Source organism: Echinicola vietnamensis DSM 17526 (assembly GCF_000325705.1).
In the GTDB taxonomy this organism is placed as follows: domain Bacteria; phylum Bacteroidota; class Bacteroidia; order Cytophagales; family Cyclobacteriaceae; genus Echinicola; species Echinicola vietnamensis.
In genome coordinates this window covers 4,848,598-4,875,143 of the sequence record NC_019904.1, presented here as the reverse complement: position 1 = coordinate 4,875,143, position 26,546 = coordinate 4,848,598, and the positions used below count along the sequence as shown (strand labels likewise).

General features: G+C 45.0%; 22 protein-coding genes. 18 read left to right on the top strand and 4 right to left on the bottom strand.

All coding sequences use genetic code 11. The features are described from left to right. Positions 1 to 163: 163 nt before the first annotated feature. The 3 genes from ECHVI_RS19765 (at position 164) to ECHVI_RS19755 (ending at position 1,666) form a co-directional block, all read left to right on the top strand. Positions 164 to 634 carry a hypothetical protein gene (locus ECHVI_RS19765; RefSeq protein ID WP_015267808.1) on the top strand — a complete coding sequence of 157 codons (471 nt, stop codon included), beginning with the start codon at positions 164 to 166 and terminating at the stop codon, positions 632 to 634. Between the two features lie 57 nt (positions 635 to 691). Next, positions 692 to 1,144: a hypothetical protein gene (locus tag ECHVI_RS19760; RefSeq protein WP_015267807.1), complete on the top strand. Its 453-nt coding sequence runs from the start codon at positions 692 to 694 to the stop codon at positions 1,142 to 1,144. A gap of 78 nt (positions 1,145 to 1,222) precedes the next feature. Then, a complete protein-coding gene (locus ECHVI_RS19755; RefSeq protein ID WP_015267806.1) occupies positions 1,223 to 1,666 on the top strand; it encodes a hypothetical protein in 444 nt (147 codons plus the stop codon). Between the two features lie 128 nt (positions 1,667 to 1,794). Here the strand turns inward: ECHVI_RS19755 and typA are convergent, their stop codons facing one another. Beyond that, on the bottom strand, positions 1,795 to 3,600 hold the full coding sequence (gene typA / locus ECHVI_RS19750; RefSeq protein WP_015267805.1) for a translational GTPase TypA: 1,806 nt from the start codon (positions 3,598 to 3,600) through the stop codon (positions 1,795 to 1,797). Between the two features lie 718 nt (positions 3,601 to 4,318). Here typA and ECHVI_RS19745 point away from each other — a divergent pair. The 4 genes from ECHVI_RS19745 (at position 4,319) to ECHVI_RS19730 (ending at position 7,813) form a co-directional block, all read left to right on the top strand. Beyond that, a complete protein-coding gene (locus tag ECHVI_RS19745) occupies positions 4,319 to 4,528 on the top strand; it encodes a hypothetical protein (RefSeq protein ID WP_015267804.1) in 210 nt (69 codons plus the stop codon). Positions 4,529 to 4,670: 142 nt separating this feature from the next. Further along, positions 4,671 to 6,044, top strand: coding sequence for a histidine--tRNA ligase (gene hisS, locus ECHVI_RS19740; RefSeq protein WP_015267803.1), 1,374 nt, complete (start codon positions 4,671 to 4,673; stop codon positions 6,042 to 6,044). A 340-nt stretch (positions 6,045 to 6,384) separates the two neighbouring features. Then, positions 6,385 to 6,720: a YbaB/EbfC family nucleoid-associated protein gene (locus tag ECHVI_RS19735; protein WP_015267802.1), complete on the top strand. Its 336-nt coding sequence runs from the start codon at positions 6,385 to 6,387 to the stop codon at positions 6,718 to 6,720. 85 nt (positions 6,721 to 6,805) lie between these two features. Further along, positions 6,806 to 7,813: a glycosyltransferase family 2 protein gene (locus ECHVI_RS19730; protein ID WP_015267801.1), complete on the top strand. Its 1,008-nt coding sequence runs from the start codon at positions 6,806 to 6,808 to the stop codon at positions 7,811 to 7,813. Here the strand turns inward: ECHVI_RS19730 and ECHVI_RS19725 are convergent. Beyond that, entirely contained in the window at positions 7,810 to 8,028 is a 219-nt protein-coding gene (locus ECHVI_RS19725) for a PspC domain-containing protein (protein WP_015267800.1), read from the bottom strand. The two genes, ECHVI_RS19730 and ECHVI_RS19725, sit on opposite strands and share 4 nt — an antisense overlap. Positions 8,029 to 8,109: 81 nt before the next feature. On the opposite strand from ECHVI_RS19725, the gene ECHVI_RS19720 reads away from it, so the two are divergent. The 5 genes from ECHVI_RS19720 (at position 8,110) to ECHVI_RS19695 (ending at position 13,580) form a co-directional block, all read left to right on the top strand. Beyond that, entirely contained in the window at positions 8,110 to 9,912 is a 1,803-nt protein-coding gene (locus ECHVI_RS19720; RefSeq protein ID WP_245553376.1) for a tetratricopeptide repeat protein, read from the top strand. Between the two features lie 844 nt (positions 9,913 to 10,756). Beyond that, positions 10,757 to 11,740, top strand: a complete 984-nt coding sequence (locus ECHVI_RS19710) for an isoaspartyl peptidase/L-asparaginase family protein (RefSeq protein WP_015267798.1) — start codon at positions 10,757 to 10,759, stop codon at positions 11,738 to 11,740. A 2-nt stretch (positions 11,741 to 11,742) separates the two neighbouring features. Further along, on the top strand, positions 11,743 to 12,486 hold the full coding sequence (locus ECHVI_RS19705) for a copper homeostasis protein CutC (RefSeq protein WP_015267797.1): 744 nt from the start codon (positions 11,743 to 11,745) through the stop codon (positions 12,484 to 12,486). A 57-nt stretch (positions 12,487 to 12,543) separates the two neighbouring features. After that, on the top strand, positions 12,544 to 12,990 hold the full coding sequence (locus ECHVI_RS19700; RefSeq protein WP_052331455.1) for a hypothetical protein: 447 nt from the start codon (positions 12,544 to 12,546) through the stop codon (positions 12,988 to 12,990). 128 nt (positions 12,991 to 13,118) lie between these two features. Continuing rightward, positions 13,119 to 13,580 (top strand): CBS domain-containing protein, encoded by a 462-nt coding sequence (locus tag ECHVI_RS19695; RefSeq protein WP_015267795.1) that lies wholly within the window; start codon positions 13,119 to 13,121, stop codon positions 13,578 to 13,580. Positions 13,581 to 13,613: 33 nt separating this feature from the next. Here ECHVI_RS19695 and ECHVI_RS19690 read toward each other — a convergent pair whose 3' ends face one another. After that, positions 13,614 to 14,384, bottom strand: a complete 771-nt coding sequence (locus ECHVI_RS19690) for a YdcF family protein (protein ID WP_015267794.1) — start codon at positions 14,382 to 14,384, stop codon at positions 13,614 to 13,616. A 446-nt stretch (positions 14,385 to 14,830) separates the two neighbouring features. On the opposite strand from ECHVI_RS19690, the gene ECHVI_RS19685 reads away from it, so the two are divergent. Together ECHVI_RS19685 and ECHVI_RS19680 are read left to right on the top strand one after the other, a co-directional pair. Then, positions 14,831 to 18,097 carry a UvrD-helicase domain-containing protein gene (locus ECHVI_RS19685; RefSeq protein ID WP_015267793.1) on the top strand — a complete coding sequence of 1,089 codons (3,267 nt, stop codon included), beginning with the start codon at positions 14,831 to 14,833 and terminating at the stop codon, positions 18,095 to 18,097. Between the two features lie 94 nt (positions 18,098 to 18,191). Beyond that, positions 18,192 to 21,065 carry a PD-(D/E)XK nuclease family protein gene (locus ECHVI_RS19680; RefSeq protein WP_015267792.1) on the top strand — a complete coding sequence of 958 codons (2,874 nt, stop codon included), beginning with the start codon at positions 18,192 to 18,194 and terminating at the stop codon, positions 21,063 to 21,065. Positions 21,066 to 21,130: 65 nt separating this feature from the next. Here ECHVI_RS19680 and ECHVI_RS19675 read toward each other — a convergent pair whose 3' ends face one another. Then, the gene (locus ECHVI_RS19675; protein WP_015267791.1) at positions 21,131 to 21,583 is read right to left on the bottom strand and encodes a YciI family protein; all 453 of its coding nucleotides are present in this window, start codon (positions 21,581 to 21,583) and stop codon (positions 21,131 to 21,133) included. A 720-nt stretch (positions 21,584 to 22,303) separates the two neighbouring features. On the opposite strand from ECHVI_RS19675, the gene ECHVI_RS23430 reads away from it, so the two are divergent. From ECHVI_RS23430 to ECHVI_RS19650, 4 genes are all read left to right on the top strand, one after another. After that, positions 22,304 to 23,479, top strand: a complete 1,176-nt coding sequence (locus tag ECHVI_RS23430; RefSeq protein WP_157501542.1) for a response regulator — start codon at positions 22,304 to 22,306, stop codon at positions 23,477 to 23,479. A gap of 69 nt (positions 23,480 to 23,548) precedes the next feature. Then, positions 23,549 to 24,346, top strand: coding sequence for an MlaE family ABC transporter permease (locus ECHVI_RS19660; RefSeq protein WP_015267787.1), 798 nt, complete (start codon positions 23,549 to 23,551; stop codon positions 24,344 to 24,346). 3 nt (positions 24,347 to 24,349) lie between these two features. Next, positions 24,350 to 25,099, top strand: coding sequence for an ABC transporter ATP-binding protein (locus tag ECHVI_RS19655; protein ID WP_015267786.1), 750 nt, complete (start codon positions 24,350 to 24,352; stop codon positions 25,097 to 25,099). Beyond that, on the top strand, positions 25,099 to 26,097 hold the full coding sequence (locus ECHVI_RS19650; protein ID WP_015267785.1) for an MlaD family protein: 999 nt from the start codon (positions 25,099 to 25,101) through the stop codon (positions 26,095 to 26,097). The genes ECHVI_RS19655 and ECHVI_RS19650 overlap by 1 nt, the downstream gene beginning before the upstream one ends. Positions 26,098 to 26,546 lie beyond the last annotated feature (449 nt).

Sequence of the window (26,546 nt, the reverse complement as noted above, 5' to 3'; positions counted from 1 at the left end):
TATTCTCCTTAGTTGGATAATGACAGTTAATGTGCCAGTGGTAGGGATGATACGGGGTAAGGCAGAGATTGCTTGATTTTTAAAAAAAGAATGTGATAAAAAAGTTTCTTTTGGGACACATTCATGATGCTTTTCGTATAGACTGCAAAACCACATAATTGTTATGAAAAAACTATTCTTTACCTCATTTATGTTTTTATTCGTTTTGTGTGCATGTACACAAAACGATCCGGAACCAGAAATCATCATTGATTATGAGGAATCATTTGTTGCTGGCGACTGGAAGCTGGTAAAAAGTGTAGGTTCAATGGTGGATGTGACCTTGGAAGGAGAAGAGTTGAAAAGAGAAGAAATCTACACCTTTACCAATGATGGTACCTTTACCAAAACGGTGGATGCAGAGGATTATCAATCAGAAGCAACGGGAACCTTTGTGATCGAAAAGGTCTCGGAGGAAATGCAGGACCGTTATATGGGCGTAGTGGTGCTAACGTTTACCGGAGGGGATGGCATGGCCTATAATTGTTCGAGCGATGAAGTGGAGCGGGAATCGCTGCACATTTCCTTAGAAAATCAATTGGTCAATATAAGTTGGGCACCCTGTGATGGGCCTTGGCTGTATTATGATAATTAATGATGTGTTCTTGACTAAGTGAACAATGAATGAATTATACGAAATGTTGACGAAAGCATGAGTCGATTCTTCCTTTGGATCATAGGTGTGGCGATCGCTTTTGCGGGTTGTGGTGATGTTTCACCCGATATTGACCCGGATGAGTATGTTTATGGGGAATGGATCCTTTCAAAGACATTTTCTCCCGAGTCGGGCGTTTCAAAAGAAGGTGATGAGCTATTATGGGAAGAGCGCTATGTTTTTTATCGGGATAGCACTTTTGAAAGAATGATGTCTTCAGCATCAGGAGACCTTTTGGCAAAGGGCAATTTTACGATGGATCACCGGTTAGATTCCGGATATTTGGCTCATTTTCAACTGCAATACACCTCGGGTGATGTGAATTTAAGGAGTAGTTGTAATGCGAACAACCAATTGAAAACCGAGATGGTGGTGATGGATTACCGAGGCCGATTGATTAACAGAAGTGCTGGGCCATGTGATGGTTGGGTTTTGTATTTTGAAAAGTAATGTATGATCCAGAATGGAACGCTAAAGATAAACCGTGCAGAAAATTATTACAACAAGAATTAGCCAAACAATGACAATATGAAAAAGGTAACGATTGCGATTTTAATGATTGCGTTTGTTTCCTTTTCCTGTGACAAGGATGATGGGTTTAGCCCAGTACATGCTATTCAGGGGGAGTGGGATATGGTAAAGGCAAATTACGGTTTGACTGGTGATTTTAGCGCCAGCGAACTTAATTTCAAGGAACAGTATGTTTTCCATAGCGATGGTTCATTTGTAAAAAAGTATGAAGGGGAGGATGAGACTTTTCAGATCAGTGGAACCTATACCTACCGAGAGGCTGAAGTGTCAGATTCAAGTAAGGCACGGGTTTATCTTACACTGAGTTATACCAATGAGGCGAACAGGAAGTGGATGTGTAGTGAGGAGAGAGAGGATTTTGTATTGACCCATGCTGGTGAGCTGTTCAAGAGTTGTCGGGAATTAGCTGATTTTCCAGTGTATTATTTTGACAAAAAGTAGCGATAATAAATTGCTTGGTTTTTGGTGGGACCCGATTCTGTGCTTTTAGGATCTGCGCTAGAAACAAAAAAAAACTCCCTTGAAGCAGTTCAAGGGAGTTTTTGTATGATATAAAAACGAAAAGGCGATTAGGCGTCCTTTTTCGCCATTCTGTTTCGTTCACCTTCGTCGAGGTAGATTTTACGCATTCTCATGCTCTTAGGCGTGATCTCCAAGTATTCATCTTTTTGGATGTATTCCATGGCTTCTTCCAACGAGAACTTCTTGGCAGGTGGGATCTTGGTGTTGTCATCAGACCCAGAAGCACGCATGTTGGTCAATTTCTTGCCCTTTTGGACGTTTACCACGATGTCGTTGTCCCGGGAGTGTTCACCGATTACTTGGCCACCATAGATTTCCTCTCCTGGATCCACAAAGAAAGTTCCTCGGTCCTGAAGCTTGTCGATAGCATAGCCGGTGGTAGGGCCAGACTCCATAGAGATCAGTGATCCGTTGATCCTGCCTGGGATAGGGCCTTTGAAGGGCTCGTAGTCCACAAATCGGTGGTTCATGATCGCTTCCCCTTGGGTGGCGGTCAGCACATTGTTTCTCAAACCGATCAAGCCTCTGGAAGGAATGCGGAATTCCAAGTGTTGGAGGTCTCCGCGTGGTTCCATCACGAGTAGTTCCCCTTTACGTTGCGTAGCCAGCTCAATTACCTTACCGGCTGTCTCTTCGGGTACATCTACTACAAGGGATTCGATTGGTTCGTTTTTGACACCGTCGATATCTTTATAGATTACCTGAGGTTGGCCCACCTGTAGTTCGTAGCCTTCACGCCTCATGGTTTCGATCAGTACGGACAAGTGGAGGATACCCCGGCCATAAACCAAGAATTTATCTTCATTGTCAGTAGGTTCTACCCGAAGGGCAAGGTTCTTTTCCATTTCCTTGAAGAGACGGTCTCTTAAGTGTCTGGAAGTAACGAATTTACCTTCCTTGCCAAAGAAAGGGGAGTTGTTGATCGTAAAGAGCATGTTCATGGTAGGCTCATCGATCGCAATTCTCGGAAGCGGCTCAGGGTTTTCAGCGTCGGCAATGGTGTCGCCGATCTCAAAACCTTCGATACCAGTCACTGCGCAGATATCACCAGCATGTACTTCTTCTACTTTATTTTTGCCAAGTCCTTCAAATACATGAAGTTCCTTGATACGCATTTTCTTGATGGATCCATCCGCTTTGCAAAGCGCGATCTGGGTGTTTTCTTTAAGCGTTCCACGCTTCAAACGGCCAATGGCAATCCTACCTACGAAATTGGAGAAATCCAAAGAGGTGATTTGCATTTGGGTGCTGCCTTCTTGGATGGTAGGGGCAGGGATGTGCTCGATGATGGTGTCCAAAAGCGGAAGAATGGAATCCGTAGGGTTTTTCCAATCAGGTCCCATCCAATTGTTTTTCGCGGAACCGTACATGGTCACGAAATCCAGTTGCTCTTCAGTAGCATCCAGGTTAAACATCAAATCAAACACCGCCTCGTGGACCTCGTCAGGGCGACAGTTAGGCTTGTCCACCTTGTTGACAACGACAATTGGGGTCAACCCCAGTCCCAATGCCTTGCTCAGTACGAATCGCGTCTGCGGCATAGGTCCCTCAAAGGCATCCACTAGAAGGATTACCCCGTCGGCCATTTTCAATACCCTTTCCACTTCACCGCCGAAGTCGGCGTGACCAGGAGTATCGATGATGTTGATTTTAATGTCTTTATATCTTACCGACACGTTTTTGGAAAGGATGGTAATGCCCCTTTCTCGTTCCAGGTCATTGTTGTCCAGGATAAGGTCGTCAAATTGCTGATTTTCACGGAAAATCTTGGAAGCGTGAATGATCTTGTCTACCAAGGTGGTTTTCCCGTGGTCAACGTGTGCGATAATCGCGATGTTACGAATATTCTGCATGATAAGGATTAATTAAGTTGCAAAAGTACGAATAAAATTTCGTATAATGTTTAAGCCTGTGTAAAGTTTATATCGTCTATTTTAAAAAATTGCCTTTTAAGTCTAGGCGCTCGCCCATTTTAAGCCTGAAGAGACGTAAACTTTGACACGACTAACAGCAGCATGGACTCCCGAACACGGCCATTAAGTAGCCTAGGGAAGATTGGGTAGACCACCATATCATCATTAGGCATCACGATACGTTACCGGTGATCATAGGATACCGCACAATTTTTCGGATTTAGAGGTAGCTTTTCCTTGCCGGCCACCTTTTGCCTTATTCTTATAACTCATTCTTTGCCTCACCATTGGTTTTGGGCACTATGTACTTGTAAGGAGTGGTTTTAGATGTCTTTTAAGGAACATTAATACACGATTTAACGTTGTTTATTTATAACGAGTTAGTGTTTGGTATCATTTTTGGAACAGTTTAAATCCTATTTGCCCAAAACCACTTATGAGGATCATATCGTATCTATAAGTATAGGGTCAAGATAGATTTTATGAAAATCATTTGCATTAAACTTAATTTGATTATATTTACGAAATGCAAATAATTTAGTGTAAAATACGTTTTATTAATTTTTAATGATAAGCTGAGCCTTAACAAGGCAGGAGACACGAAAGTGTAAAAGTATGATGGATTGTTTGATTTTAGACTGCTTAAACAGATGTAGTTATGAAATATCTAATAAAAATTGAGATTAATGATGTAGAGTTTCAAATCCATACAGAAGCAAGTAGTGAGAGAGAGGCCAAGGACAATGTATGGGAAATCATCAGGAGAAAGACCGCGGTGACGTCCATTGAGACGGAGTCATCTGAGCCTACCGACCATTCTATCGGCAGAAAGCTTGCTGAAGGAATCCGAAGTGCACTATTGTTGTGATGTTGAATGGAATAAAAACAGATTAGAATTTGGTAAAAATTTACACGTTATGACTCCGAAAAGAATTTAAAAAGACCGTGGCCCAAAAGCCATGGTCTTTTTTTTGAGGATATTTTTTACCTTTGGGCAAAATTAAGCATTCATGAGTATCCAAAAACCATCATTACCCAAAGGGACCCGCGATTTTGGCCCGGCACAAATGGCCCGCAGAAACTATATCCTGGACACCATCAAAGGTACTTTCCGCCTTTTTGGCTACCAGCAGTTGGAGACACCGTCCATGGAAAATTTATCGGTGCTGACCGGTAAGTATGGGGATGAAGGGGATCAATTGCTTTTTAAGATTTTGAACAGCGGTGATTTTCTCAAAAAAGTCCGACCGGAAGATTTGGAAAAAGGTGCGGTACAGGTATTGCCTAAAGTGGCGGAGAAAGGGCTGAGGTATGATCTGACGGTACCTTTTGCGCGTTATGTCGTGATGAACAGAAACGAGATTACTTTTCCGTTTAAGCGTTACCAGATCCAGCCGGTGTGGCGGGCAGACAGGCCCCAAAAGGGACGATATAGAGAATTTTACCAGTGTGATGCCGATGTGGTCGGTACAGACAGCCTGATCTGTGAAGCGGAAATCCTGCTAATGATCAGGAAGGTGTTTGCTGCATTTGGGTTGAGCGACTATGATATTAAGATCAATAACCGCAAGATCCTCACCGGGATTTCGGAGGTGATCGGGGCGCCCGGAAAAGAGGGCGAACTTTGCGTGGCCATCGATAAGCTGGACAAAATTGGCTGGGAGAAGGTTCAGGAAGAATTGGTGCAGCGAGGCTTTCACCAAGATGCCATCCAAAAACTGACTCCTATTATCAAGTTGGAAGGGGATAACAATAATAAACTGGAGTTCCTGAAGGACTTTTTAGCCACAAGTGAAGAAGGGCTGAAAGGTGTGGCCGAATTGGAAGAAGTCTTTTCCCTGTTGGAAGGGTTCGGCGAAAACCAAGCGCATGTCGTCTTCGATGTGGTACTGGCGCGCGGACTGTCCTATTATACAGGAGCCATATTTGAAGTGAAAGTGAACAATGTATCCATTGGCTCCGTCAGTGGTGGCGGTAGGTATGATAACCTGACCGGTGTGTTTGGACTTGAGGGAGTTTCCGGTGTAGGTTTTTCTTTTGGCGTGGACAGGATCTATGATGTGTTGGAGGAGCTAGGGCTCTTTCCAGAAGAAGAAATGCAGGCGACATCCGTGATGATCGGTTATTTCGATGAAAAGGGCCGGAACTATGGACTGAAAGTGCTCAATGGACTTCGCAAGGCCGGGCTGTCAGCGGAAATCTATCCTGATGTCGCGAAGGTCAAAAAGCAGTTCAATTATGCCGATAAAAAGCAAATCCCCTACGTGATGATGATTGGGGACGATGAAATCGCAGCCCATAAAGTGGCCTTGAAGAATTTAAAGACAGGAACGCAGGAAATGCACACGCTGGAAGAAGCCATAGGAATTATCAAAGCCAGCTAGCGGATGTCAGCAAATATGCTATGCCTTGATTAGGGAGGGCGGCGATCCACTGGCCAATTCGATTTTCGGGAACATGTTGGTCACCGATTAAATGGCTTTGAGAATAGAGGGGTATTCTGAACGCCAACCCTTGGGTTGACGTATAAATAGCACAACAAAATTCATCGCCAACTTCATGAAACACTGTACATGGGAGGTTGCAGTTTATTCATGCTGGTGAGGGGGTTGTTTTGAATTAGTATTTTATATTGGTTGGTTTTCCATGTTGATCCTTGGAGCGTCTTGCAACGAGAAGTCACCTGAAATCAATTATAGTTGGAATTAAAAAAGCGCGAAATTTATGTTTGATTTTATGAATATCATGAACAAGGTGAAGGAAGCTCAGGCCAAGATCAAAGAAAAGCAGGCAGAGCTGGTTCACCTTACTGCCGAAGCAGAAGCAGGAGCCGGGATGGTGAAGGTAATTGTCAATGGCCACCGTCAAATGGTCGACATCGCCATTGATGAAAGCTTGATGACACCGGACGACAAGGACATGCTCAAAGACCTCATCGTGGCAGCGGCCAACAAGGCCTATGAAAAGATGGACAAAATCATCAAGGAAGAGATGCAAAAAGCCACGGAAGGAATGATGCCCAATATTCCTGGTATGGACATGGGGAGCATGTTTGGATGAGACTTGGCATGACGAAAGCGGCATCGAGGGAAGTTTTGAATTGTGGCAGGACGCCATCTGACCAAAAACAAGGAAAGGGGAACAGATGAAGGAGGCCGCTGTCGTCATATTGAACTATAATGGGGAAGGGATGCTACGACGCTTCCTTCCGAACGTTTTGGAGAATAGTTTTTTTGATGTGATCGTCGTTGATAATAACAGTAGCGATGGTTCACGGCTTTTGATGGAAACGCACTTTTCAGAGGTGAGACTTATTTGCCTAGCCAAAAACCATGGGTTCAGCAGGGGGTATAATGAAGCACTTTCACAGCTAAAAGGACAGTACCGCCATTATATTTTATTGAATTCCGATGTAGCGGTAAGTCCGCAATGGGACCTTCGGCTAATCAATTGGCTAAAGTCACATCAGCACTTTGCCGCAGTCCAACCCAAAATCCTGTCAGCACAGGATAGATCCCGTTTTGATTATGCAGGAGCAGGAGGTGGCCATATTGACAGGTTAGGCTATCCCTTTTGTAGGGGAAGGGTGTTTGAAACCTTGGAAAAGGACTATGGTCAGTATGATGATGAGGTGGAGGTAGACTGGGTATCTGGAGCCTGTTATGCCGTGAAGGCCGATGTTTTTCATGAAATGAACGGGTTTGAGGCGGATTTCTTTGCCCATATGGAAGAGATAGACCTGTGTTGGCGCATGGTCCGAAATGGATGGAAGTTGGGGTACTTGGGCTCGGTATCTGTTTACCATCTTGGGGGCGGGACACTTTCCCGGACGAGTCCGTTTAAGACCTATCTGAATTTTCGAAACAACCTCCTGATGCTGCACAGAAACTTGACTACAGAAGGTTTCATGAAAGTGATGATGTTCAGGATGCCCTTGGATGCCGCAGCGGCCGCGCAGTTTGTGCTATCGGGAAAGGGCGACCATGCCGGACAAGTGATCAAAGCGTACCGTGATTTTTTGAAAATGCGGAACAGGTATAAAAAGGAAGGGGCTTTGGCATCAAAATTGCCTATCCAGAAAGCTAGTAAGGAAGTAACATCAGTTGTGCTTGCTTATTACGTGAAGGGCAAACGGACCTACCCCGAGCTTTAATCGAAAAGCACGGGGTTGTTACTCTTCCTGAAAAACTTTCTCACTTTCATCAGCATGGCCATGGTCACGTAAATAATGATCGGGGAGCCAAGCGTAATAAAAGAAGTGTAGATGAAGAACAGGCGAATGCCATCAATTGGGAAGTTGAGTTTTTCACCCAGTTTGGAACAAACTCCAAATGCTCTGTCTTCGAAGAATATTTTCAGTTTTTCCATCATCTTGGATTTTAAATATTGGCTAAAAGTAATATAAATATAATGAATATTCTAATAAACCGCCCTAAGCCTAATCAGTTTATGAAATACTCACTCAAGATTTTAATAGTTTGCTTTTCAGTGTTTTGGGTCTCTTGTAGTACGCAATCACTTTTTGACAAGGCTGGATTGCCGGATATTAAGGTGGACAAAGACCCGCTGGTACTGCATAACGATTCGGTTCGATTCAAATTACGTGCCACCATTCCAGCTGGCTTGGTCACAGAGGAAAATAAATATACACTGCTGCCGGAGTACCAGTATGGGGAAGGAGCACTTCCATTGGAAGAAATCAGCATAGATGAAAGTGATCTGGCAGGACCTGGGCAGGCAGTGGAAATTATCCGCAACATGGCTTTTCCATACATGGAAGGTATGGATAGGGGAACACTTCGCATAAAGGGACTCTTGGAAGAAGTGGAAACGGGAAAAACCTATACTACACCGTACATGACCTTGGCAAATGGCATCATCAGCACGGTAAATTTGGCCAGGGTGGGGCAGTTTGCCCCTGGAGAAAACATTCCAGAAGTAGGGGCTTACATGAGCTATGATGATGACTTTATGAACATGGCTGCCCACGAATTGGATTATTATTTCCCCAAAAGTTCCGCCCAAGCAAATCCCTCCGCATCCAATGAGGCCTTTACCAATGAATTGGAGCAATTGGTCGAAAAGGAAGCCGAAATCAATAAGATCGTGATCCAGGGGATGGCGTCTCCTGATGAGCCTGATTATGGTAGCTTGACTGCTGCGAGGGCGCAGGTGGCCGAACAACAAGTGAAGACGCAACTGAGAAAGTTAGGTTACACCGGTAACGTAGAAAATATCGAAATCGAATTACAGCGGAAGGAGCCCGATTGGCTGTTGTTCCGGCATTTGCTCAGGACATTTGAAGGAATAGATATGCAAGAGCGGGATAAATACTTCGATGTAATCTATGCAGATGAAAGTTATGAACACAAAGTGGAGCAGCTAAAGGAAATTCCTTCCTATCAGCGGTTTTCCAAGGAGAGGTTTGCCCAGATGCAGCTAGCAAAGATCATGGTAATGATGGCACAGGACCGCAGAAGTGATCCCGAGATTTCCGCCATGGCCAATAAGTATATCAACGGCACTGCGACAGGTGATGAGCTCACTGAGGCAGAGCTGGCCAGAGCAGCTACCTTTAATCCTGGCCTCAAGGACAAACAGCTGATCTATGAGGCCATGCTTAAGCAGCACGGTTCGGCCTTGGCCTATAACAATCTAGGGGTAGTGTACCTAAACCAGGCCCATCGCATGATCAAGATCAGCGATAAGAACAACAAGGTTAATGAGGCCATGAGGCTCTTCAGAATGTCCAATGAAATTCGGGAAAGTCCCCAAGCCATGCACAACATGGGGCAAGCCTACCTGATGTGGGGTGATTACGGGGCAGCTTACCTCGAAATATCCAAAGCGAATGCCCGGGCAGAGAACAACCCCGACTTCCAGCGTTTCAATGAAGGCAAACGAGGGGCGCTGGACATCATCAGAGGAGATTATAAATTGGCCACACTTCGGCTTGACAAAGCTCCTGAGACAGCCACTAACATGTTCAATAAAGGATTGGCCTATTATTTGGCCGAAGAATATGGTCAAGCGGCCATTGCCTTTGAAGAAAGTGCCTTGAGCAATATGGAGTTCGGATATGCATTTTATGGATTGGCTTTAGTGGCCGCCCAAAACAATGACGAAGAGCGGCTGTATGAAAACCTGGCAAAGGCTGTCCAGCGCAGTCCATACCTGAAACTCAGGGCAGCGACGGATTTGGAATTTAAGGACTATTTTACCAAACAGGCATTTATAGAGGCCATTAAGTAATCCATAAATAACGAATTTAGAAGTCAAACAGAACGTCCCCGAAAGCCATCGGGGACGTTTTTTTACCTGCATTTTATCAAAACCAGTACTCCGCTTAGCGAGATCCTTTGGATGGGGTAGACCGGGGAAAGTAGAGGGTAAGCGATATTTCTGGGGGTTGCTTTCCCCTTAAAACCTAAGCTGGGCTTATTTTAGTACTAAAAACGTTATGCCGAACCCTTTTTAGGAGGATGTGGGTTGGAAAAGGGTGCGCCAATCCCCAAATACTATGGCTGCCACGGTTCCTACGCCTAATCCTCCATCTCAGCCTCTCAGTGACGGTTTTATAATCGGAAAAGGTTTTTAGGAGGGCATGTCAACTATGGACAGGACGAATGCATCCATGATGATTTCATGGAGCATTTAGGGAATGTTTATCGCGGATATGATGGGCATGCTGATGGCAGGATCAACTAGCAGTATAATCCAAACCTTGGCAGGGAGCCTTCTTCATAGCCAAAGGCAAGTCCGAGGTAAACGTTCACCTCTTTTTAAGCCAAGGATCATAGGGATGAAGACGGATGTGCAATGCCTTAAGCATCCTGTCCGTGTTTATCAGCCTTCATCCGCGGCCCAATAGAAACCACTCGTAGCAAGGCGTAAGTTTAGCCACTGAAATAGGCTCCAAAGAAGGGGCGTCCTTCGCAAGCAGAGCCTTCCAAGCTTTCGTCCTTACTTTTGCTAAATTTGTCTCTAAATCGGATTAGTTAGTTAAAAAAATCACTTATTTGAGTGGTGGAAATATTATTTCTATGCAAAATTGATTATTTTTCGGACTGGTAAATCATGCAAAAAAGAACACATCATGTCAGATAGAAGAAAATTCCTTAAAAATTCCCTTTTGTCCTCGACCCTACTCGTACCAGGGGCCTTCCGAGGTGCTGTAGACAAGTGGTCAGGGCTTAAAAATGGGGAGAGCCACAAGCCCTTGATCCTTTCGACTTGGAACCATGGCATGCCTGCTAATGACAAAGCTTGGGAGGTTTTGGAAAAATCCGGAAACATCGTCGATGCTGTAGAGCAAGGGGTGATGGTCACAGAAAATGACTTGAAGAACCTTTCAGTAGGGCTCCAAGGGCTTCCGGATAGGGAAGGTATCGTGACCTTGGACGCTTCTATCATGAAAGGTGACGGCTCCTGCGGGTCGGTATGTTTTGTGAGGCAGGTAAAACATCCCATTTCCCTTGCCCGAAAGGTGATGGAAGATACTCCGCACGTGATGCTGGCAGGCGAGGGAGCTAGACAGTTTGCCATTCAGGAAGGTTTTCCCATAGAGAAGGAAGAACTGAGTCCTGCGGCCGAAAAAGCTTACGAGAAGTGGAAGCTTAAGTCGGAATATAAGCCGGTCATCAATATCGAAAACCACGATACCATAGGCATGATAGGCTTGGACCAAAATGGCAATTTGGCAGGATCTTGTACCACTAGTGGCCTGGCCTATAAAATGCACGGCAGGGTTGGAGACAGTCCGATCATAGGGGCAGGACTTTACGTGGACAATGAAGTAGGCGCTGCGACCGCAACGGGGTTGGGCGAATCGATAATCAAGATTTGTGGTAGTTTTCTTATCGTAGAACTTATGCGTCAGGGGAGAAGTCCCCAAGAAGCCTGTGAAGAGGCTGTCCGACGATTGATCAGTAAAAATAAGGGAATTGAAGGCATTCAAGCTGGATTTTTGGCCGTCAATAAGGATGGAGAACATGGGGCATATGCCGTTCACCCAGGATTTAACTATGCCATGCACCACAAAGAAGGGAAGGCTTTGGTAGACTCAAAAAGTAAATTTTAAAGATGACTAAGGTTTTGTTGGAAGCACCTGTGTTTACCGTGGAGGCAGCCATCAAGGCTTCCCAGTATGGCATTGACAGGTTGGAGCTTTGTGCTGATTTTCTGGAGGGAGGAGAGACGCCTTCTGCAGGAGCGCTCAAGTACATCAAAAGTAAGGTTGATATCCCGGTCTTTGTGATGATTCGGCCACGGGGTGGTGATTTTGTCTACACCAATGACGAGCTGCAGGTGATGAAAGAGGATATTCGTCTGTTAAAAGATTGTGGCGCAGATGGATTTGTCTTTGGTGTGCTCACCCCAAACGGGGAAGTGAATATCGGGGCATGCGAGCAATTGGTGGAAGCTGCAGGAGGATTGCCCTGTACCTTTCACAGGGCATTTGACGCAAGTAGAAATTTGGAAAAGTCCTTGGAGGCCGTCATTGAATGCGGGTTTAGGAGAATTCTTACCTCAGGCGGAAAAAACACCGTTACCGATGGGGCCGAGGTGATCAAAAGCCTCTTGCATAAAGCTGGAAACAGGATTATCATCATGCCCGGTGGAGGAATGAAAGTGGAATTGGTCGAAGCCCTTGCAGCGACGGGGAATCTCAGGGAAATCCATGCCAGTTGTAAGGCTTGGAGGAACTCATCCAGCAAATTTTGGAACGAGGACCTGGCCCTAAGTGCGCTACCAGATCATCAAGGAAAGGTTTTGACCGTCAGTAAAGAAGAGGTGGAAAGGTTTTTGCGGGTGCTGGATAACTAATCTCCAGCAATGATGAGAGTAGACACGAGATTTTATACGTCCTTAGTTTTGTGCCTTATGCTTGTAGCCTGTGGGCAAAAAAAGGAAACCGGTTCGGACGGATTACATGGAAACGAGCGTACGCCGTCCGAACCCCAAAATGAACCGGACAGCCTTTGTTTTGCTTACCTGAACGAAAAGGATACCGTTCGCCTGCACATCTACCAGAATACCGCAGGAAAGGTAAAGGGAAGACTTACCTATAAATTGTTTGAAAAGGATTTGAATTCCGGAACATTTGAAGGGGAGCGCTCGGGAGACACCTTAATAGCAGCGTATCGATTTGTTTCTGAAGGTCGTATTTCAACACGTGAGGTGGCATTTCTCTTTAAGGATAATTTGGTCTTGGAAGGATATGGCCCGATGGAAAAGAAGGGGGAGGTTTTCCGGTTTGTGGCACCAGAGGAGTTGACCTTTGGTCAGGGGATTCAGCTCTTGAGAGTGAATTGTGGTGGAGGTGAATAATTGGGGATATTGATTTTTTGGTATACGTTTATACGGGTTTTTAAAGTTATATTTTGTGAATCTTTTGTGTTTGTCCGTTTTTTTAAGTAGCTTATAAAGCTTGTAATACAAATAAACCCGAAAAAATCATGGTAAAAAGTTTTCAAGGGGTTCGCATGGCGGAACCCCAAACGCGCGCTTCACAGCCGATTTTGGTGTCCAATCACATGACCACCAACCTCACTACTTTCCACCCAGACGATACCATTGACCATGTCGTCCAGGTGTTGACCCAAAAGCGGATATCAGGGGCACCGGTGTTAGATGATGGCCAAAACCTTGTGGGCATCATTTCTGAAGTGGATTGCCTGAAGGAGATCATTCGGGGAAAATACAACAATACCCCACGAATGGCAGGTCGCGTACGAGAACACATGACCAAGGATGTGGTTACCATGGATCCAGAAGTGACCATTTTTGATGCAGCCCATCGGTTTTTGGAATTGAAGATAAGGCGTTTTCCTGTGCTCAAGGACGGGAAACTTTTAGGACAGATCAGCCTAAGTGATATTATCAGGGCCATGCCGCGTCTCAAATCGGAGACGTGGTAAACAGAATGAAAAGAAATTTACTACTTCCTTATTTTAAGTATACCCTACTAGCTTATAAACGGTCAGTCCTATCCACTCTTTGAACAGTTTATGCCAAAGCACCAATCCATCGGGGGTGGGAATAATTAGATTTTTGAAATCGGCTTTGATGTCAGAAGCATAATAATCCACCGGAAATACCTCGGTCGCAAGGCCTACTTTGTCAAAACAAGCTTTGGCCCTTTTCATGTGGAAGGCAGAAGTGATCAATAATTTCCTTGAAGCTGGTTCAAAATTTAGTTCCGTTAGCTTTTGCTTCGCGAAAAGGGCGTTTTGCCGGGTGTTGATCGCTTTATCCTCAATGATAATGTCCTCCCTGGGAACTCCGGCCATTTCCATAAAGTCTGCCAGTAATTTGGCCTCCGAATTTGAATTGGTGGGGTTCAATCCTTGCCCGCCGGTGATCAGTATTTTTGTTAACTTCTGCAATTTATAGAGTTGTACCGCTTGGGTGGCCCTATCAGCTCCTTTGTTAAAGAAAGTGCGGTCATAAGCGGTCTTGTCCAAGTTGGTTACCCCTGTCAATACAATGCCAACTTCATAAGTAGGCAAGGTGGCAATTGGCCGAAATGCCGGTTCCCACAAATACATGGCGGTGTTGGAAAGAAAGGAGTTGCAGAAAAACAGCAGGAGAACCAGTCCCAGGATGGACACTAACTTTCCTTTCTTTTGTTTTCTCCACACCAATCCCAAACACAAGCAAATGATGACAAGCGTAAGCGGCATGGCCAGAAAGGTTAGGAACTGCGCAAGATAGAAGAACATCGAACGTCAATATTTAAATGGTTAGTGAGGGTCAAGGCATATTTTTCGGGAATGATCAAATCAAAGTTTAACCTTTATTCATCCACGCCCTTAAAGCTGTTTTACGTACAGATAAGATGACCACAGGTTTAAGGTCCTTTTTATGCATAGTAGCATCCATCTGTGGCTGCATGAAAACGAACGATGGCTAGGAAGATGTTAAACCATCGAAATATGCATCCCCCGATTTTTTCGCTTGATCCATTGTTTACGGCGAAGATAGGCATACTTCGATTAATAGGGAATTATTAATGCGCACAATTGCGAGACCCAATTATTGCCCGGGATGAAGGCAAGTGCTCCTAGTGCTGGGGCTGAGGTGTGGGAATGGGTATAATTTGTGACACTTCGTGTCAAAGACTTTTTATATCCTTAAAATTCCCCTTGTTTTGTCTAAATTCATGACCATGGAAGCAAAGCCTTTTATCATTTATAAATCTTCTGCAGGTTCTGGAAAGACCTATACGCTGACCTTGGAATACCTTAAATTGGCCCTTGCCCAACCGATGGCGTTTAGGGGGATTTTGGCGGTTACTTTTACCAATAAGGCAACCCAGGAGATGAAAGGTCGGATCTTGGAGGTTCTCGGACGGCTAAAGAATGAAGTTCGACCACAGGAATTCCTTGACCAGCAGTTGATGCAGCATTTACAATTGGATGAAGAAGGGCTAAAAAGCAGGGCTAGTGTCGTGCTTTCGGCCATTTTGCATGATTATGCCAATTTCTCTGTTTCCACCATTGACAGCTTTTTCCAAAAGGTGGTTCGGGCTTTTGCCCGTGAAATCGACCTTCAGGCAAAGTTTGATGTGGCATTGGACCAAGCTGCCGTATTGGAGCGGGTGGTGGACAGGGTCGTTCAGCATGTGATGGATGATCCCTATTTACACAAGTGGCTGGTGGATTATGCGTTGACCAAGATTCAAGAAGGCCGTTCGTGGGATATTAGAAGCAATATCCGGGACTTGGGCATGGAAATCTTCACCGAAAACTTCAAGCAGTACCAACAGTTGATTCGGGAATTTCTTTCCAGTGAACAGAACTTGGATATATTCAGAAACTACCTCAACACGAAAAAGCAGGCCTTGTATAAAAAGGCCTCGGAGATGAAGATGGAGGCCAATTCCATTCGCCAGCAGTTTGGCTTGGAATGGACGGATTTTCCCTATGGAAGAAGGAGTTTTGCCATGCTGTTTGATAAGTTGGGAGAGCACACCAATCCAATTCCCGAATTAACGGAAAGCAGAAAAGTTGCCATTGATAATGAATCCAAATGGTATAGCAAGACAAGCAAACAAAAAGATGCCATTATCTCCGCCTACCATGCAGGCTTGGGAGATATTTACCGGGAGTTTGTGCCCTTACGGAAGGAGTGGTTGACCTATCAGGCCATAGACATGAATTTTTATGCCTATGGTATTTTCAGAAACCTGCTGGAAGAGCTCCGGGACCTGAAGGATGAGGAAAATATCCTGATGATTTCCGATGCCAACGATTTTTTGAAAGAGATTACCAAAGAGAACGATGCACCATTTATCTACGAAAAGGTAGGCAATCAATATAAACACTTTTTAATCGATGAATTTCAGGATACATCTGGATTTCAATGGGACAGTTTTAAACCCCTCTTGGAAAACTCCCTTGGCTATGAGCACACCAACCTGGTCGTAGGAGATGTAAAACAGTCCATTTACCGCTGGAGAGGGGGAGATATGAAGCTGCTGCTGGAGAAAGTCGAAGAAGATATCGGTCCTTCGAGCATACAAGTAAAGGGGCTGGACACCAATTACCGTTCCCTGCCCAACGTGGTGGCTTTTAACAATGCCCTTTTTAGTGCGCTTCCCGCGCAATTGGAGAGCACTTTTGAGCGAGAAACAGGGCACCAGCGACCAGGGATATTGACCAAGGCATACCAAGATGTGGCCCAGAAGGTACCGAGTGCCAAAAATGAAGGCGATTTTAAAGGATTGGTGCGGATGGAGTTTTTGGAAACGTCCAACGAGGAGGAGGAACCTGGCTATGAGGAAGCGGTTTTGGCGAAAATTCCAGAAATGGTCATGACCCTTCAGGACCAGGGTTACCGGCCAAAGGACATTGCCTTCTTGGTTAGAAAAAAGCACCAGGGAGCCATGATCACCGATGCTTTGATGGCCTATAAGCACGAACATCCCGAGCTGGAATACAGTTTTGACGTGGTTTCTGACGAGTCTATGTTTTTAAGTAAAGCAGCTACTGTAAAGGCCCTTATTGCTGCCCTGAACTATTTGGCCGATCCAGCAGATCCCGTTCCGTTTCAGACCATGTGGTTTTATTGGAGTTCACTTAACGGAAAGCCGATCTCCCATGAGGTCTTCTCTTCTTTGGAAAAGCCAGCATGGTTGGCGGAAAAGATTGCTGCATTTGAAAAGGAAGAGCAGCGGATCGCCCGATTGCCCCTGATGGAGTTGCTGGAGGAGTTGGTGGACATTTTAGGCTTTAACGACCTGAGGACCGAGCTGGCCTATATATCCGGTTTTAAGGAAGCCGTTTATGATTACGTAGCCAATAATCGGGCGGATCTTTCCGGTTTTCTCAATTGGTGGGAAGAAAATAGTGAAAAGCGTACGGTAAAGATTCCTGAAGGACACGATGCCATGCCGATCATGACCATCCATAAATCCAAGGGCCTGCAATATAAAGTGGTACTGATGCCCTTTTTGACCTGGAGGATCGTGGACTATTCCAAAGACAATATTATCTGGTCACCTTTTAGGGATACGGCCGAGGACGTGGAGGCCGTGATTCCTTTGACGCTTAAAAAGGAATTGGCAGATTCTATCTTTCAGCCCGTGCATTTGGAAGAGGTGACCATGGCTTATTTGGATACCCTGAACATGATTTATGTCGCCTTGACCAGGGCAGAGGAGGTATTGTGGACCCTTAGTCCCAAGAAGGTGGTGAAACAAACCACTAAGATTTCGCTTAATTCCCTGGAAAAAAACTTGCTGGAGCTGGTCGAGCAAGGAAAGCTCAAAACCGATTCCCACGACTTTTCGGAATGTTTTGACCAGGATTTAAATGTGTTTGAATGGGGGGCTTGGCCAGAAGGAAGCAGAGCATCACCAGCCATTCGTCCTGCGGAGGATCAATGGCTGACCTGGAACCACCGGCACTGGGGGGAACTGCTGGAAGTCAAAAAATATGCCGTGGATTTCAGTGAAGAGGGACTGGCCCAACGGCATAAAAGAAGCTTTGGGCTCTTGATCCATGAACTATTGGAAAAGTCAGACAGCCATCAAGCAGCCATGGACCAATTGCAGGCTTTTTATTTTGAAGGGAGACTGGACCAAGAAGAGCGGAGCCTTGTCAGTGAGCAATTGGATAAGCTGTTTATAAATGAGCAGTTTCGGTCATGGTTTGAAGGAGAAGGAAGGGTGCTGACCGAACAAGGGGTCATTCTTCCCGGGGGCAGGCAAAAACGACCGGATAGAATCGTAATCAAAGATAACGTGGCCGAGGTAGTGGATTTTAAAACCGGCGAGGAACTGGACAAGTACCAAAGGCAGGTGAGGGAATACATGCAGTTGGTGGCAGGCCTTGGTCATTTTCAGGTCAGAGGATTTCTCTGTTACCTCGAAACCGGGAAGATTGTGGAAGTATCGGCCACTAATGGTGGTCAATATGGCTTGTTTGACTAGCATTCAGCAGTTTTTCTTGGCCGGAGAGATAAGAAATAGACTTCGGCTTTTTGAATTAATTAACTAAAGATCATTCGATAAATAACCAGCTCCCATGGAGAGTTTTCTTAAAGACACCGCATCCGATTTATTACAGCGTCATGATGACCTCAGCAAAGTAGCCGTAGTACTCCCTAACAGAAGGGCTGGACTGTTCTTTATCCAGTATTTGGGCAAGCTAATCGACAAGCCCCAATGGATGCCTTCCGTGCTGACCGTGGAAGAGCTTTTTTATAAGTTTGCGCATAACCAACCTGCTGATCAGCTGACCTTGATTTTTGAATTGTACCGTGTCTATCGCGATCTGCAGCCAGATGCTGAGTCCTTTGATCGGTTTTACTTCTGGGGAGAAATGATCCTCAAGGACTTTAATGACATTGATCAGTTTATGGTCGATCCGGCCAAGCTGTACAAATTGGTGGCAGAAATAAAGGAAATTGAGACTGATCTGAGTTATTTGACCGAAAGTCAAATAGCCTTGGTGAAGCAATTTTGGAAATCATTTGAACGTGAGGGAAGGATAGGGGAAAATGGCCACAAGGATAAATTTATCCGGTATTGGCAATTGCTGTGGCCCCTTTACCAGCAGTTTAAAAGTGTCTTGGAAGCATCAGGCTACGCCTATTCCGGGATGCTTTATCGGCAGGTGGTGGAAAGAATGGATCAATTGGAGCACCCTAATGTCCATTATGCCTTTGTGGGATTTAATGCCTTTACCGGCACGGAGGAAAGGTTGATCAAGCATTTTGTAAAGGAATTTGAAGCGACGGTTTACTGGGATTTGGATGCGTTTTACTTGAATGATCCCCAGCAGGAAGCCGGTTTGTTTTTCAGGGAATATCAAAAGGATCCCGTGCTCGGGCCCACGTTTCCGGAAAAGCTTCCCGATCGAATCCAGCAAGTTCAGGCAAAAACCAACGTTTACCAAACCCCGCTAAAAATCAACCAGGCCAACCTGATCGGAAAGGTGTTGGAAGGGCTTGGTGAAGATGAGGTGCCCGAAGAAACGGTGGTCATCCTTCCTGATGAGCAATTGCTGTTTCCGGTGATGAACCAGCTTCCCGAGCAGGTGGACAAGGTGAACGTCACCATGGGGTATCCCATTCGGAATGCTCCCGTCTATGCATTTTTGGAGGCCGTCCTAGAGCTTCAGCGGTATGTAAAGGTAGAAAATGGGACGGTGACCTTTTACCATCAGGCCGTCAAGGAGCTGCTTGCCACAAGCTACCTAAAGGCTGAAAAGGAACAATTTGCGGATGCATTGCTAGAAAACATCCAGCGTAAAAACCAGGTGTATATTCCACAGTCAGCGTTGCAGGCAGGAGGGGAGCTCTATGAATTGATCTTTCAAAAGCTGGAGACCTCCGGGCTGTTTGCCTATTTGGAGCGTTTGATGCTGCTGTTGGCAGAACGGTTGGAGGGAGATCAGTTGCAGCGAAGTTACCTCTACCAATGTCACAAGCAGCTTACCCGTTTGAAGGAGATTTTTTCGAAGCAGGAATCGATTACCATTACCCTGGAATTTTTTATCAGGCTGTTCAGGCAGGTTTTTCGAGAGGTGCGGCTGCCCTTTGAGGGAGAGCCGCTAGCAGGACTTCAGGTCATGGGGGTATTGGAATCCCGTAACCTGGACTTTAAAAGGGTAATCATTGCCAATATGAACGAGGGCAGTTTTCCTCCCTCCGGCGGGCTGAATTCCCTTATTCCTTTCAATATCCGCAAAGCATTCGGGCTCCCTGTCCAGGAGCAAAATGATGCCATTTATGCCTATACTTTTTACCGGCTGCTCCATCGGGCGGAGGAAGTTCATATGATCTATTCCACAGCTTCGGATCAAGGCAAGGTAGGGGAGATGAGCCGATACATTCGCCAGATGACCATGGAGATGAACAGGGACATTCCTGAGGAGGTGGTGTTCGTTCCGGTGGATGTACATCCAGATGAGCCGATCACCATTAAAAAAACGGACGAGATCATGGCGTTATTGGGCAAATATTTGGTCAAGGAAGACGGGAATTCGGTTACGGCATTTTCCCCTTCGGCATTGAGCATATGGTTAGACTGCCGGTTGAAATTTTACTTCCGCTATTTGGCCAATATCACCGAGAAGGACCAAGTGGAAGAAGAGGTCAGTCCAGCGGTTTTTGGTAATTTGGCCCATTACAGCCTGGAATACCTTTACAAGGGCTTTATGGAGCGAAAGAAACGGCGGGTGGTCACGGAAGGGGATTTTGAGCAACTCCATAAATTCATTGGCCCCGCCATCGAAAAGGCCATTAGGGACTTTTACCATCTGGAAGAAGAAGCCGACACCCGCCTGAGCGGACAGTTGGCCATCGTCAGGGATGTATTGCAAAAATACATTGAAGCACTCCTGAAGTGGGATCAACAAGGGGCCCCGTTCGAGCTGGTGTCCCTGGAAAAGGATGTTAGTTATCGAACGGCCATTCCGGTAGCGGCAAATGGAGAAGAATATGCTGTGGCCCTGAAAGGGATCATAGACCGTGTAGACAAGCAGGACGGTGTGGTCCGGCTGATCGATTATAAGTCTGGCCAGGATACCAAGGATTTTCCCTCCATACCATCCCTGTTTGATCGGGAGGATACCAAAAGGAACAAGGCTGCCATGCAAACACTGATATATGGTTTGTTATACCAAGCCAAGTTTCCTGAAAACAAAACACCGCTCAAACCGGCCATTATTAACCTCAAGGAGATATTCAATGATGATTTCAATCCTTATCTGCAGGTTAAGGAAAGGGGAGGCAAAAAAGAGGAACTGGATAACTACCTGGATTTTCAGGAGCAATTCGAAGAAGGCCTGAAGGGAATGCTCTCGGAAATTTTTGATGAGTCCATTCCGTTCGATCAGACAGAAGACCTTAAGAAGTGCCAATATTGTCCTTTCAAGGATATATGCGGCCGCTAAATTCAGCGCGTTCCCTTAGCATGTCAGACAATTGATTATGGAAGAGGGCAGCCATAGGGGATGTACTAATAATCTATTTTTTGGATTTTTTCATGGATCTCGGGGATCGCCATGACGGCTGCGGATCCATACCACTCCAGCAATTCCATTTGGAGGACACCGGCCTTGATGGCGGGGTCTTCTGCAGTGAGTTTTTCTGCTTCTTCTATGGTTTCCAGATCAAAAATAAAAATGCCGCGAAGATCCCCTTTTCCGAAAAAAGGCCCTGCCAATACGAGGGTTTTATCTTCTGCCATTTTCCCAATATGTGCCATGTGTCCCTCTTGGATTTTGGCCCTTTCCTCATCGGAATACTGCTCCACTTTTGGTCCTCTTTTAAGAAAAGCCATGACGTATTTTCGCATTCCGTAATCGTCGGCTTCGTATTTTTTTGCCAATGCTTCATCGAACTTTTCCTGTCCAAAAACTGGCGAAAACAAGACCATAAGGAGGGCGAAGATAGAGAGGTGTTTTTTCATTTTTTTTGATCGTTTTTTGGGCCACTTTTTCACCTAAAAAGACGGGAACTTTTTAAGGGAATTTAGGCCAGTAAACTGCCTTGGATTCTTGGCTTTTTTTAGCGGCCTTTCACTGATGGAATGGTCCGTTTTATTACAGGAAATAAATCTTGTGAAAAGGACCATTTTCATTTTTTTATCCTTTACTGAAGATACGGATAAACTTCCCATGTTGGAAATTTTTTGACTGATTTTTATCCCCTATGTCGTGGCGAGATCTGGTGCTATTAGCAGGGAAAATAAAAGTCAAATCCATGGTGGTTTCCATAACCAAGGGTAGGGTGGAAGAAGGAAATACCGGCCTATTTTACTTTCATTTTCCCACCTTAACAAGGGCTGTCTTGGCGAACGTTAGGTGGGATTTCAGGGAGCTTTTAGTTAGAAAGTGCGGGCGTAAGAGAACGAATCATGCTCTTTTACATGCTGAGGAGCCCATCCATGAGGAATAATTTATCCAAATTAAATTGTTTGTTCTTTAGGGAGGTTATATTAATGTAAAGATTAAATATAAAGTATTTAAAATGTTGAAATATAGCTATATAAAATATTTTTAGCCTACACTAATTTAGCTGTATCTAATAAATTTAGGTGAAACTAATACAAAATTTACCCTTGTTGTTGAAGCGGTATAGGGTTTTGCGGGAATATTTTTTATATCTTAGTTTACAAGCAAAAGTTCGAATGAAGTCTAGTCTCAGAATAGCCATCATATATATTCTTGTAGGAGGAAGTTGGGTGACTTTTTCTTCATTGTTTCTTGACCAGAAACAAGAAGATCTAGGGTTATCCAATATGGTCATTTTTGAAGTGGTCAAGGCTGTTTTGTTTGTGTTGGCATCAGGCTTGTTGATTTACCTTTCGGTAGAGCGCTCCATGAAGTTGGACCGGAGAGTTTGGGAGGGATACGAAGCGGTCTTCGATAACATACCCATAAGCATGTGGGTTGTCGATAGGGAGACGGGGAAAATCATAAATTCCAACAACATGGCAGGAGCCATTTTTGGAGGAAAGATCCGACGAAAGAACGCCATTGATTTTGAATCGTTTTTTGGTATTTCCACTACTCAAATAAAGGCGGTATATTCAGCCCAAAATCAATCCATCAAAAAGTGCGAATTAAGGGATAGAAATGGTGAAACGAGAATGGTCGATTTGTTCTTAGTTCCGTTTCATAGAGACAGGAAAGCGAAGTTCATGGTGGCGGCCGTGGATAATACTTCCATCCATCAGAACATGTTGGAAAAGGAAATTTTGAATGCCTCACTGAAAGAGCAAAATGACCGTCTTCGAAAGTTTGCCTTTATGAATTCGCATAATCTCAGAAGGCCACTTTCCAATGTGCTCGGAATGGTAAACTTCATCAAGGAGGATCAAGGTAACAAGGAGATCCTTGAGATGCTCCGCCAGTCTACCGAGGAACTGGATGAAGAAGTGCGGAGAATGAATGAAATACTTGCAGATGAAATGGTACAAAACCAATTTGATACACCTATGACTGATCTTCGATCAAAGTCCATACTGATTGTGGATGATGACAAAGTACAACACCTGATCAATAAGAGGTTGTTGCTGAAAAACAATCCCCAGTTGGATTTGTATTTTTTTGCAAATCCAATTGAGGCCTTATTGTGGTTGGAAGAACATAAAGTGGACTTACTTTTGCTAGACATAAACATGCCCGAGATGAAGGGATGGGATTTTTTGGATCAATTGATCGAACGCAAGATAGAAGTGGAGGTTCGCATGCTCTCTTCTTCGATCGATCCAAGGGACGAAGACAGAAGTAGGCAGTATGACATGGTCAGCGGTTTTTTGGTGAAACCCTTGAAGAAAGAATCTTTAGAAGATATTTTGTGATGCATTTATCAATTTTAAATAAGTCTAATCGAGCTAAAATTATTAGTTTCGCACATTCAAGTTTAATTTATGGCTAATAGATCCAATAATAGAGAGCATTTGATCAGTCCGAAGATCGATTCGATGATGCTTGGGTTGGCGGATGCTTTTGCATTTATCAAGCGCTTCTTTAAGGAAGTCTGGATGCCTCCCTATGAGTTTAAGGAGGTTATTCGCCAATGCTACAAGATTGGTTATAATTCCCTGGCACTGATTTCCTTGACCGGTTTTATTGTCGGAATTGTATTCACCAATCAGTCCAGGCCGTCCTTATCAGAATTTGGGGCGACCTCTTGGCTGCCATCACTGATTTCCATCGCCATTGTGCGGGCGATGGGACCGCTGGTGACCGCGCTGATAGCGGCGGGTAAAGTAGGATCCAGTATCGGGGCGGAGATTGGCTCGATGAAAGTGACTGAGCAGATTGATGCGATGGAAGTGTCCGCTACCAACCCGTTCAAGTTTTTGGTGGTGACCCGTGTGCTGGCGACCACTTTCATGATCCCGGTATTGGTGATGTACACGGACTTTGTCGCGTTGATGGGGGCTTTCCTTTCGGTAAACAGCAATGAAAGTGTCAGCTTTTCCACCTATTTTGTACAAGTGTTTGAAGCGATCTCTTTTCTGGATATCTTTTCTTCCATTCTCAAGTCGCTGGTATTTGGTTTTACCATCGGAATAGTGGGATGCTATAAAGGGTACCATTCCTCCAAAGGAACGGAAGGAGTGGGCAAAGCAGCAAATGCTTCCGTGGTGTTGGCGATGTTTTTGATTTTTATAGAAGAGTTGCTGGCACTGCAGATTGTTAACTTTATCCGAATGTCCTAAGCTATGAGAGAAAAAGTAGTAGAAGTCAGGGGATTGAAAAAGTCTTTTGGAGAATTGGATGTCTTGATGGGAGTGGACCTGGACCTGTATAAAGGGGAAAACGTAGTGGTTTTGGGAAAATCCGGTACAGGAAAGTCCGTTTTGATCAAAATCATGGTGGGGCTGCTTACACAGGACGAAGGGACCATGAACGTTTTGGGAAAAGAAGTATCTAATCTCGGTGCGAAAGACCTCAATGAGCTGCGATTGAAAATTGGATTTTCATTTCAAGCCAGTGCGCTTTACGATAGTATGACCGTCCGTGAAAACTTGGAATTCCCCTTGGTGAGGAACGTTAAGGGGCTGAGCAGGACCGAAAAGGATAAGATGGTCGAAGAGGTATTGGAAGCTGTAGGCCTGTCCCAAACCATCAACCAAATGCCTTCAGAACTTTCTGGAGGACAAAGAAAGCGGATAGGTATCGCGCGAACCCTTATCCTCAAACCTGAAATCATGCTGTATGATGAGCCTACAGCAGGCCTCGATCCCATTACCTGTAGCGATATCAATAACCTGATCAATGAGGTCAGGGAAAATTACAATACCTCTTCTATCATTATCACACACGATTTGACCTGTGCCAGGGATACCGGAGACAGGGTAGCGGTGCTATTGGATGGCCAGTTTGGTGCCGAAGGCAAATTTGAAGAGGTGTTCAAGACACCTGAAGATCAGCGAGTGAAATCATTTTATGACTATAATTTCATTACATAATGAGAAATGATAATAAAAAATCAGTAATCGTCGGGATATTCGTTTTGGTAGGAATTATCATTGCGGTTGTCGGTATTTTGACTTTAGGAGCTCAGCAAAAGGTTTTTGTGAAAAGCGTTGGCCTGAAAGCGGTCTTCGATGATGTCCAAGGACTTCAGCCGGGAAATAACGTATGGTTTTCGGGAGTGAAGATCGGTACGGTGACTTCCATTAAATTTTATGGTGATTCGCAGGTAGAAATTGCCATGAACGTGGACGCGGACAGTAAGGAATATATCCGGAAGGATTCCAAGGCCACGATCAGTTCCGATGGCCTGATCGGCAACAAAATTATTGTCATTTATGGTGGAACCACCCAAGCGCCAGCCATTGAAGATGGTGACCGGTTGCAAGCGATTATGCCCCTGGATACCGATAATATGATGGAAACCTTGCAGGAAAACAACCAAAACCTTGTGTCCATCACCAACGACCTGAAAGTGCTGACGGGTAAAATAGCCAATGGAGAGGGAATCGTAGGAGCCGTCTTGACCGATAGCCTGTTGGCGGATAATTTTAAGAATACATTGGCGAGCCTGGAACGGACCGCGGCCAACAGCAGTCGTATTACCCAAGACTTGGGCAATTTTACGTCCAGCTTGGAAAAGGAAGGTACCATGCTTTATGAGCTGTCCCATGATACGACCATTTATTCCAGCTTGAAAAGGACGGCCAGTGAACTGGAAAATACCAGTATGACGGCCACTGCGGCAGCGACCAACTTTAAGGACGCCAGTGAAAAACTGAATTCCGATGACAATGCGGTAGGCATGCTCTTAAACGATGAGGAATTTGCGGAATACATCAAGGCCACGCTCAAAAATGCAGAGACCAGCACAGCACTTCTAAATGAAAACCTGGAGGCGCTAAAGTATGCTTGGATCATGCGGAAAGCACATAAACGTAAGGCAAAAGCGGAAGCCAAAGCCGCAGAGGAAGCTGAAAAAGCCAATGATTAATCAGCAATAGTACGAAACACGCTTGACGGCTGTTCATAATGAGCAGCCGTTTTTTGTTTGCCGTGCATGCTAAACATCAGGAGGGTTTAAGTCCCTTATGGGCGGGTTGGCACGAACCATTAGTTGAGGGCAAGGGTGTTTGGGGTGACCCAAAATCTGAAAGAAGCCTAAAACAAAGCTTTGTCCTAATGAATAAGAACTGGATATAAGGCCTACTTGGAGGATGAGGTGGCAATATACACCGAAGTCCGAAGTCCAAACGTAATTCAAGGAGGTAAATCCAGTAGTATAAAGTAGGTGATGTTTAGCTTAACACGGGAGGTCTGTATATCCGAGAGGCTATCAGAAGTCAGCAGCGGCCATAGTAGTGAGGAAGCTCCTGTAATGGGAGTGGAGCGAAGGGCCAAATCTTTAAACAAGGAGCAGTTACCGGACAAATTGCAACAACC

Coding starts and splice junctions, on each gene's coding strand:
- ECHVI_RS19720 (WP_245553376.1), top strand. CDS start 8,110: ATGAAATACTCACTCAAGATTTTAATAGTTTGCTTTTCAGTGTTTTGG.
- typA (WP_015267805.1), bottom strand. CDS start 3,600: ATGCAGAATATTCGTAACATCGCGATTATCGCACACGTTGACCACGGG.
- ECHVI_RS19705 (WP_015267797.1), top strand. CDS start 11,743: ATGACTAAGGTTTTGTTGGAAGCACCTGTGTTTACCGTGGAGGCAGCC.
- ECHVI_RS19745 (WP_015267804.1), top strand. CDS start 4,319: ATGAAATATCTAATAAAAATTGAGATTAATGATGTAGAGTTTCAAATC.
- ECHVI_RS19765 (WP_015267808.1), top strand. CDS start 164: ATGAAAAAACTATTCTTTACCTCATTTATGTTTTTATTCGTTTTGTGT.
- ECHVI_RS19755 (WP_015267806.1), top strand. CDS start 1,223: ATGAAAAAGGTAACGATTGCGATTTTAATGATTGCGTTTGTTTCCTTT.
- ECHVI_RS19735 (WP_015267802.1), top strand. CDS start 6,385: ATGTTTGATTTTATGAATATCATGAACAAGGTGAAGGAAGCTCAGGCC.
- ECHVI_RS23430 (WP_157501542.1), top strand. CDS start 22,304: ATGAAGTCTAGTCTCAGAATAGCCATCATATATATTCTTGTAGGAGGA.
- ECHVI_RS19695 (WP_015267795.1), top strand. CDS start 13,119: ATGGTAAAAAGTTTTCAAGGGGTTCGCATGGCGGAACCCCAAACGCGC.
- ECHVI_RS19685 (WP_015267793.1), top strand. CDS start 14,831: ATGGAAGCAAAGCCTTTTATCATTTATAAATCTTCTGCAGGTTCTGGA.
- ECHVI_RS19730 (WP_015267801.1), top strand. CDS start 6,806: ATGAAGGAGGCCGCTGTCGTCATATTGAACTATAATGGGGAAGGGATG.
- ECHVI_RS19690 (WP_015267794.1), bottom strand. CDS start 14,384: ATGTTCTTCTATCTTGCGCAGTTCCTAACCTTTCTGGCCATGCCGCTT.
- ECHVI_RS19700 (WP_052331455.1), top strand. CDS start 12,544: ATGCTTGTAGCCTGTGGGCAAAAAAAGGAAACCGGTTCGGACGGATTA.
- hisS (WP_015267803.1), top strand. CDS start 4,671: ATGAGTATCCAAAAACCATCATTACCCAAAGGGACCCGCGATTTTGGC.
- ECHVI_RS19680 (WP_015267792.1), top strand. CDS start 18,192: ATGGAGAGTTTTCTTAAAGACACCGCATCCGATTTATTACAGCGTCAT.
- ECHVI_RS19725 (WP_015267800.1), bottom strand. CDS start 8,028: ATGGAAAAACTGAAAATATTCTTCGAAGACAGAGCATTTGGAGTTTGT.
- ECHVI_RS19710 (WP_015267798.1), top strand. CDS start 10,757: ATGTCAGATAGAAGAAAATTCCTTAAAAATTCCCTTTTGTCCTCGACC.
- ECHVI_RS19675 (WP_015267791.1), bottom strand. CDS start 21,583: ATGAAAAAACACCTCTCTATCTTCGCCCTCCTTATGGTCTTGTTTTCG.
- ECHVI_RS19760 (WP_015267807.1), top strand. CDS start 692: ATGAGTCGATTCTTCCTTTGGATCATAGGTGTGGCGATCGCTTTTGCG.
- ECHVI_RS19650 (WP_015267785.1), top strand. CDS start 25,099: ATGAGAAATGATAATAAAAAATCAGTAATCGTCGGGATATTCGTTTTG.
- ECHVI_RS19655 (WP_015267786.1), top strand. CDS start 24,350: ATGAGAGAAAAAGTAGTAGAAGTCAGGGGATTGAAAAAGTCTTTTGGA.
- ECHVI_RS19660 (WP_015267787.1), top strand. CDS start 23,549: ATGGCTAATAGATCCAATAATAGAGAGCATTTGATCAGTCCGAAGATC.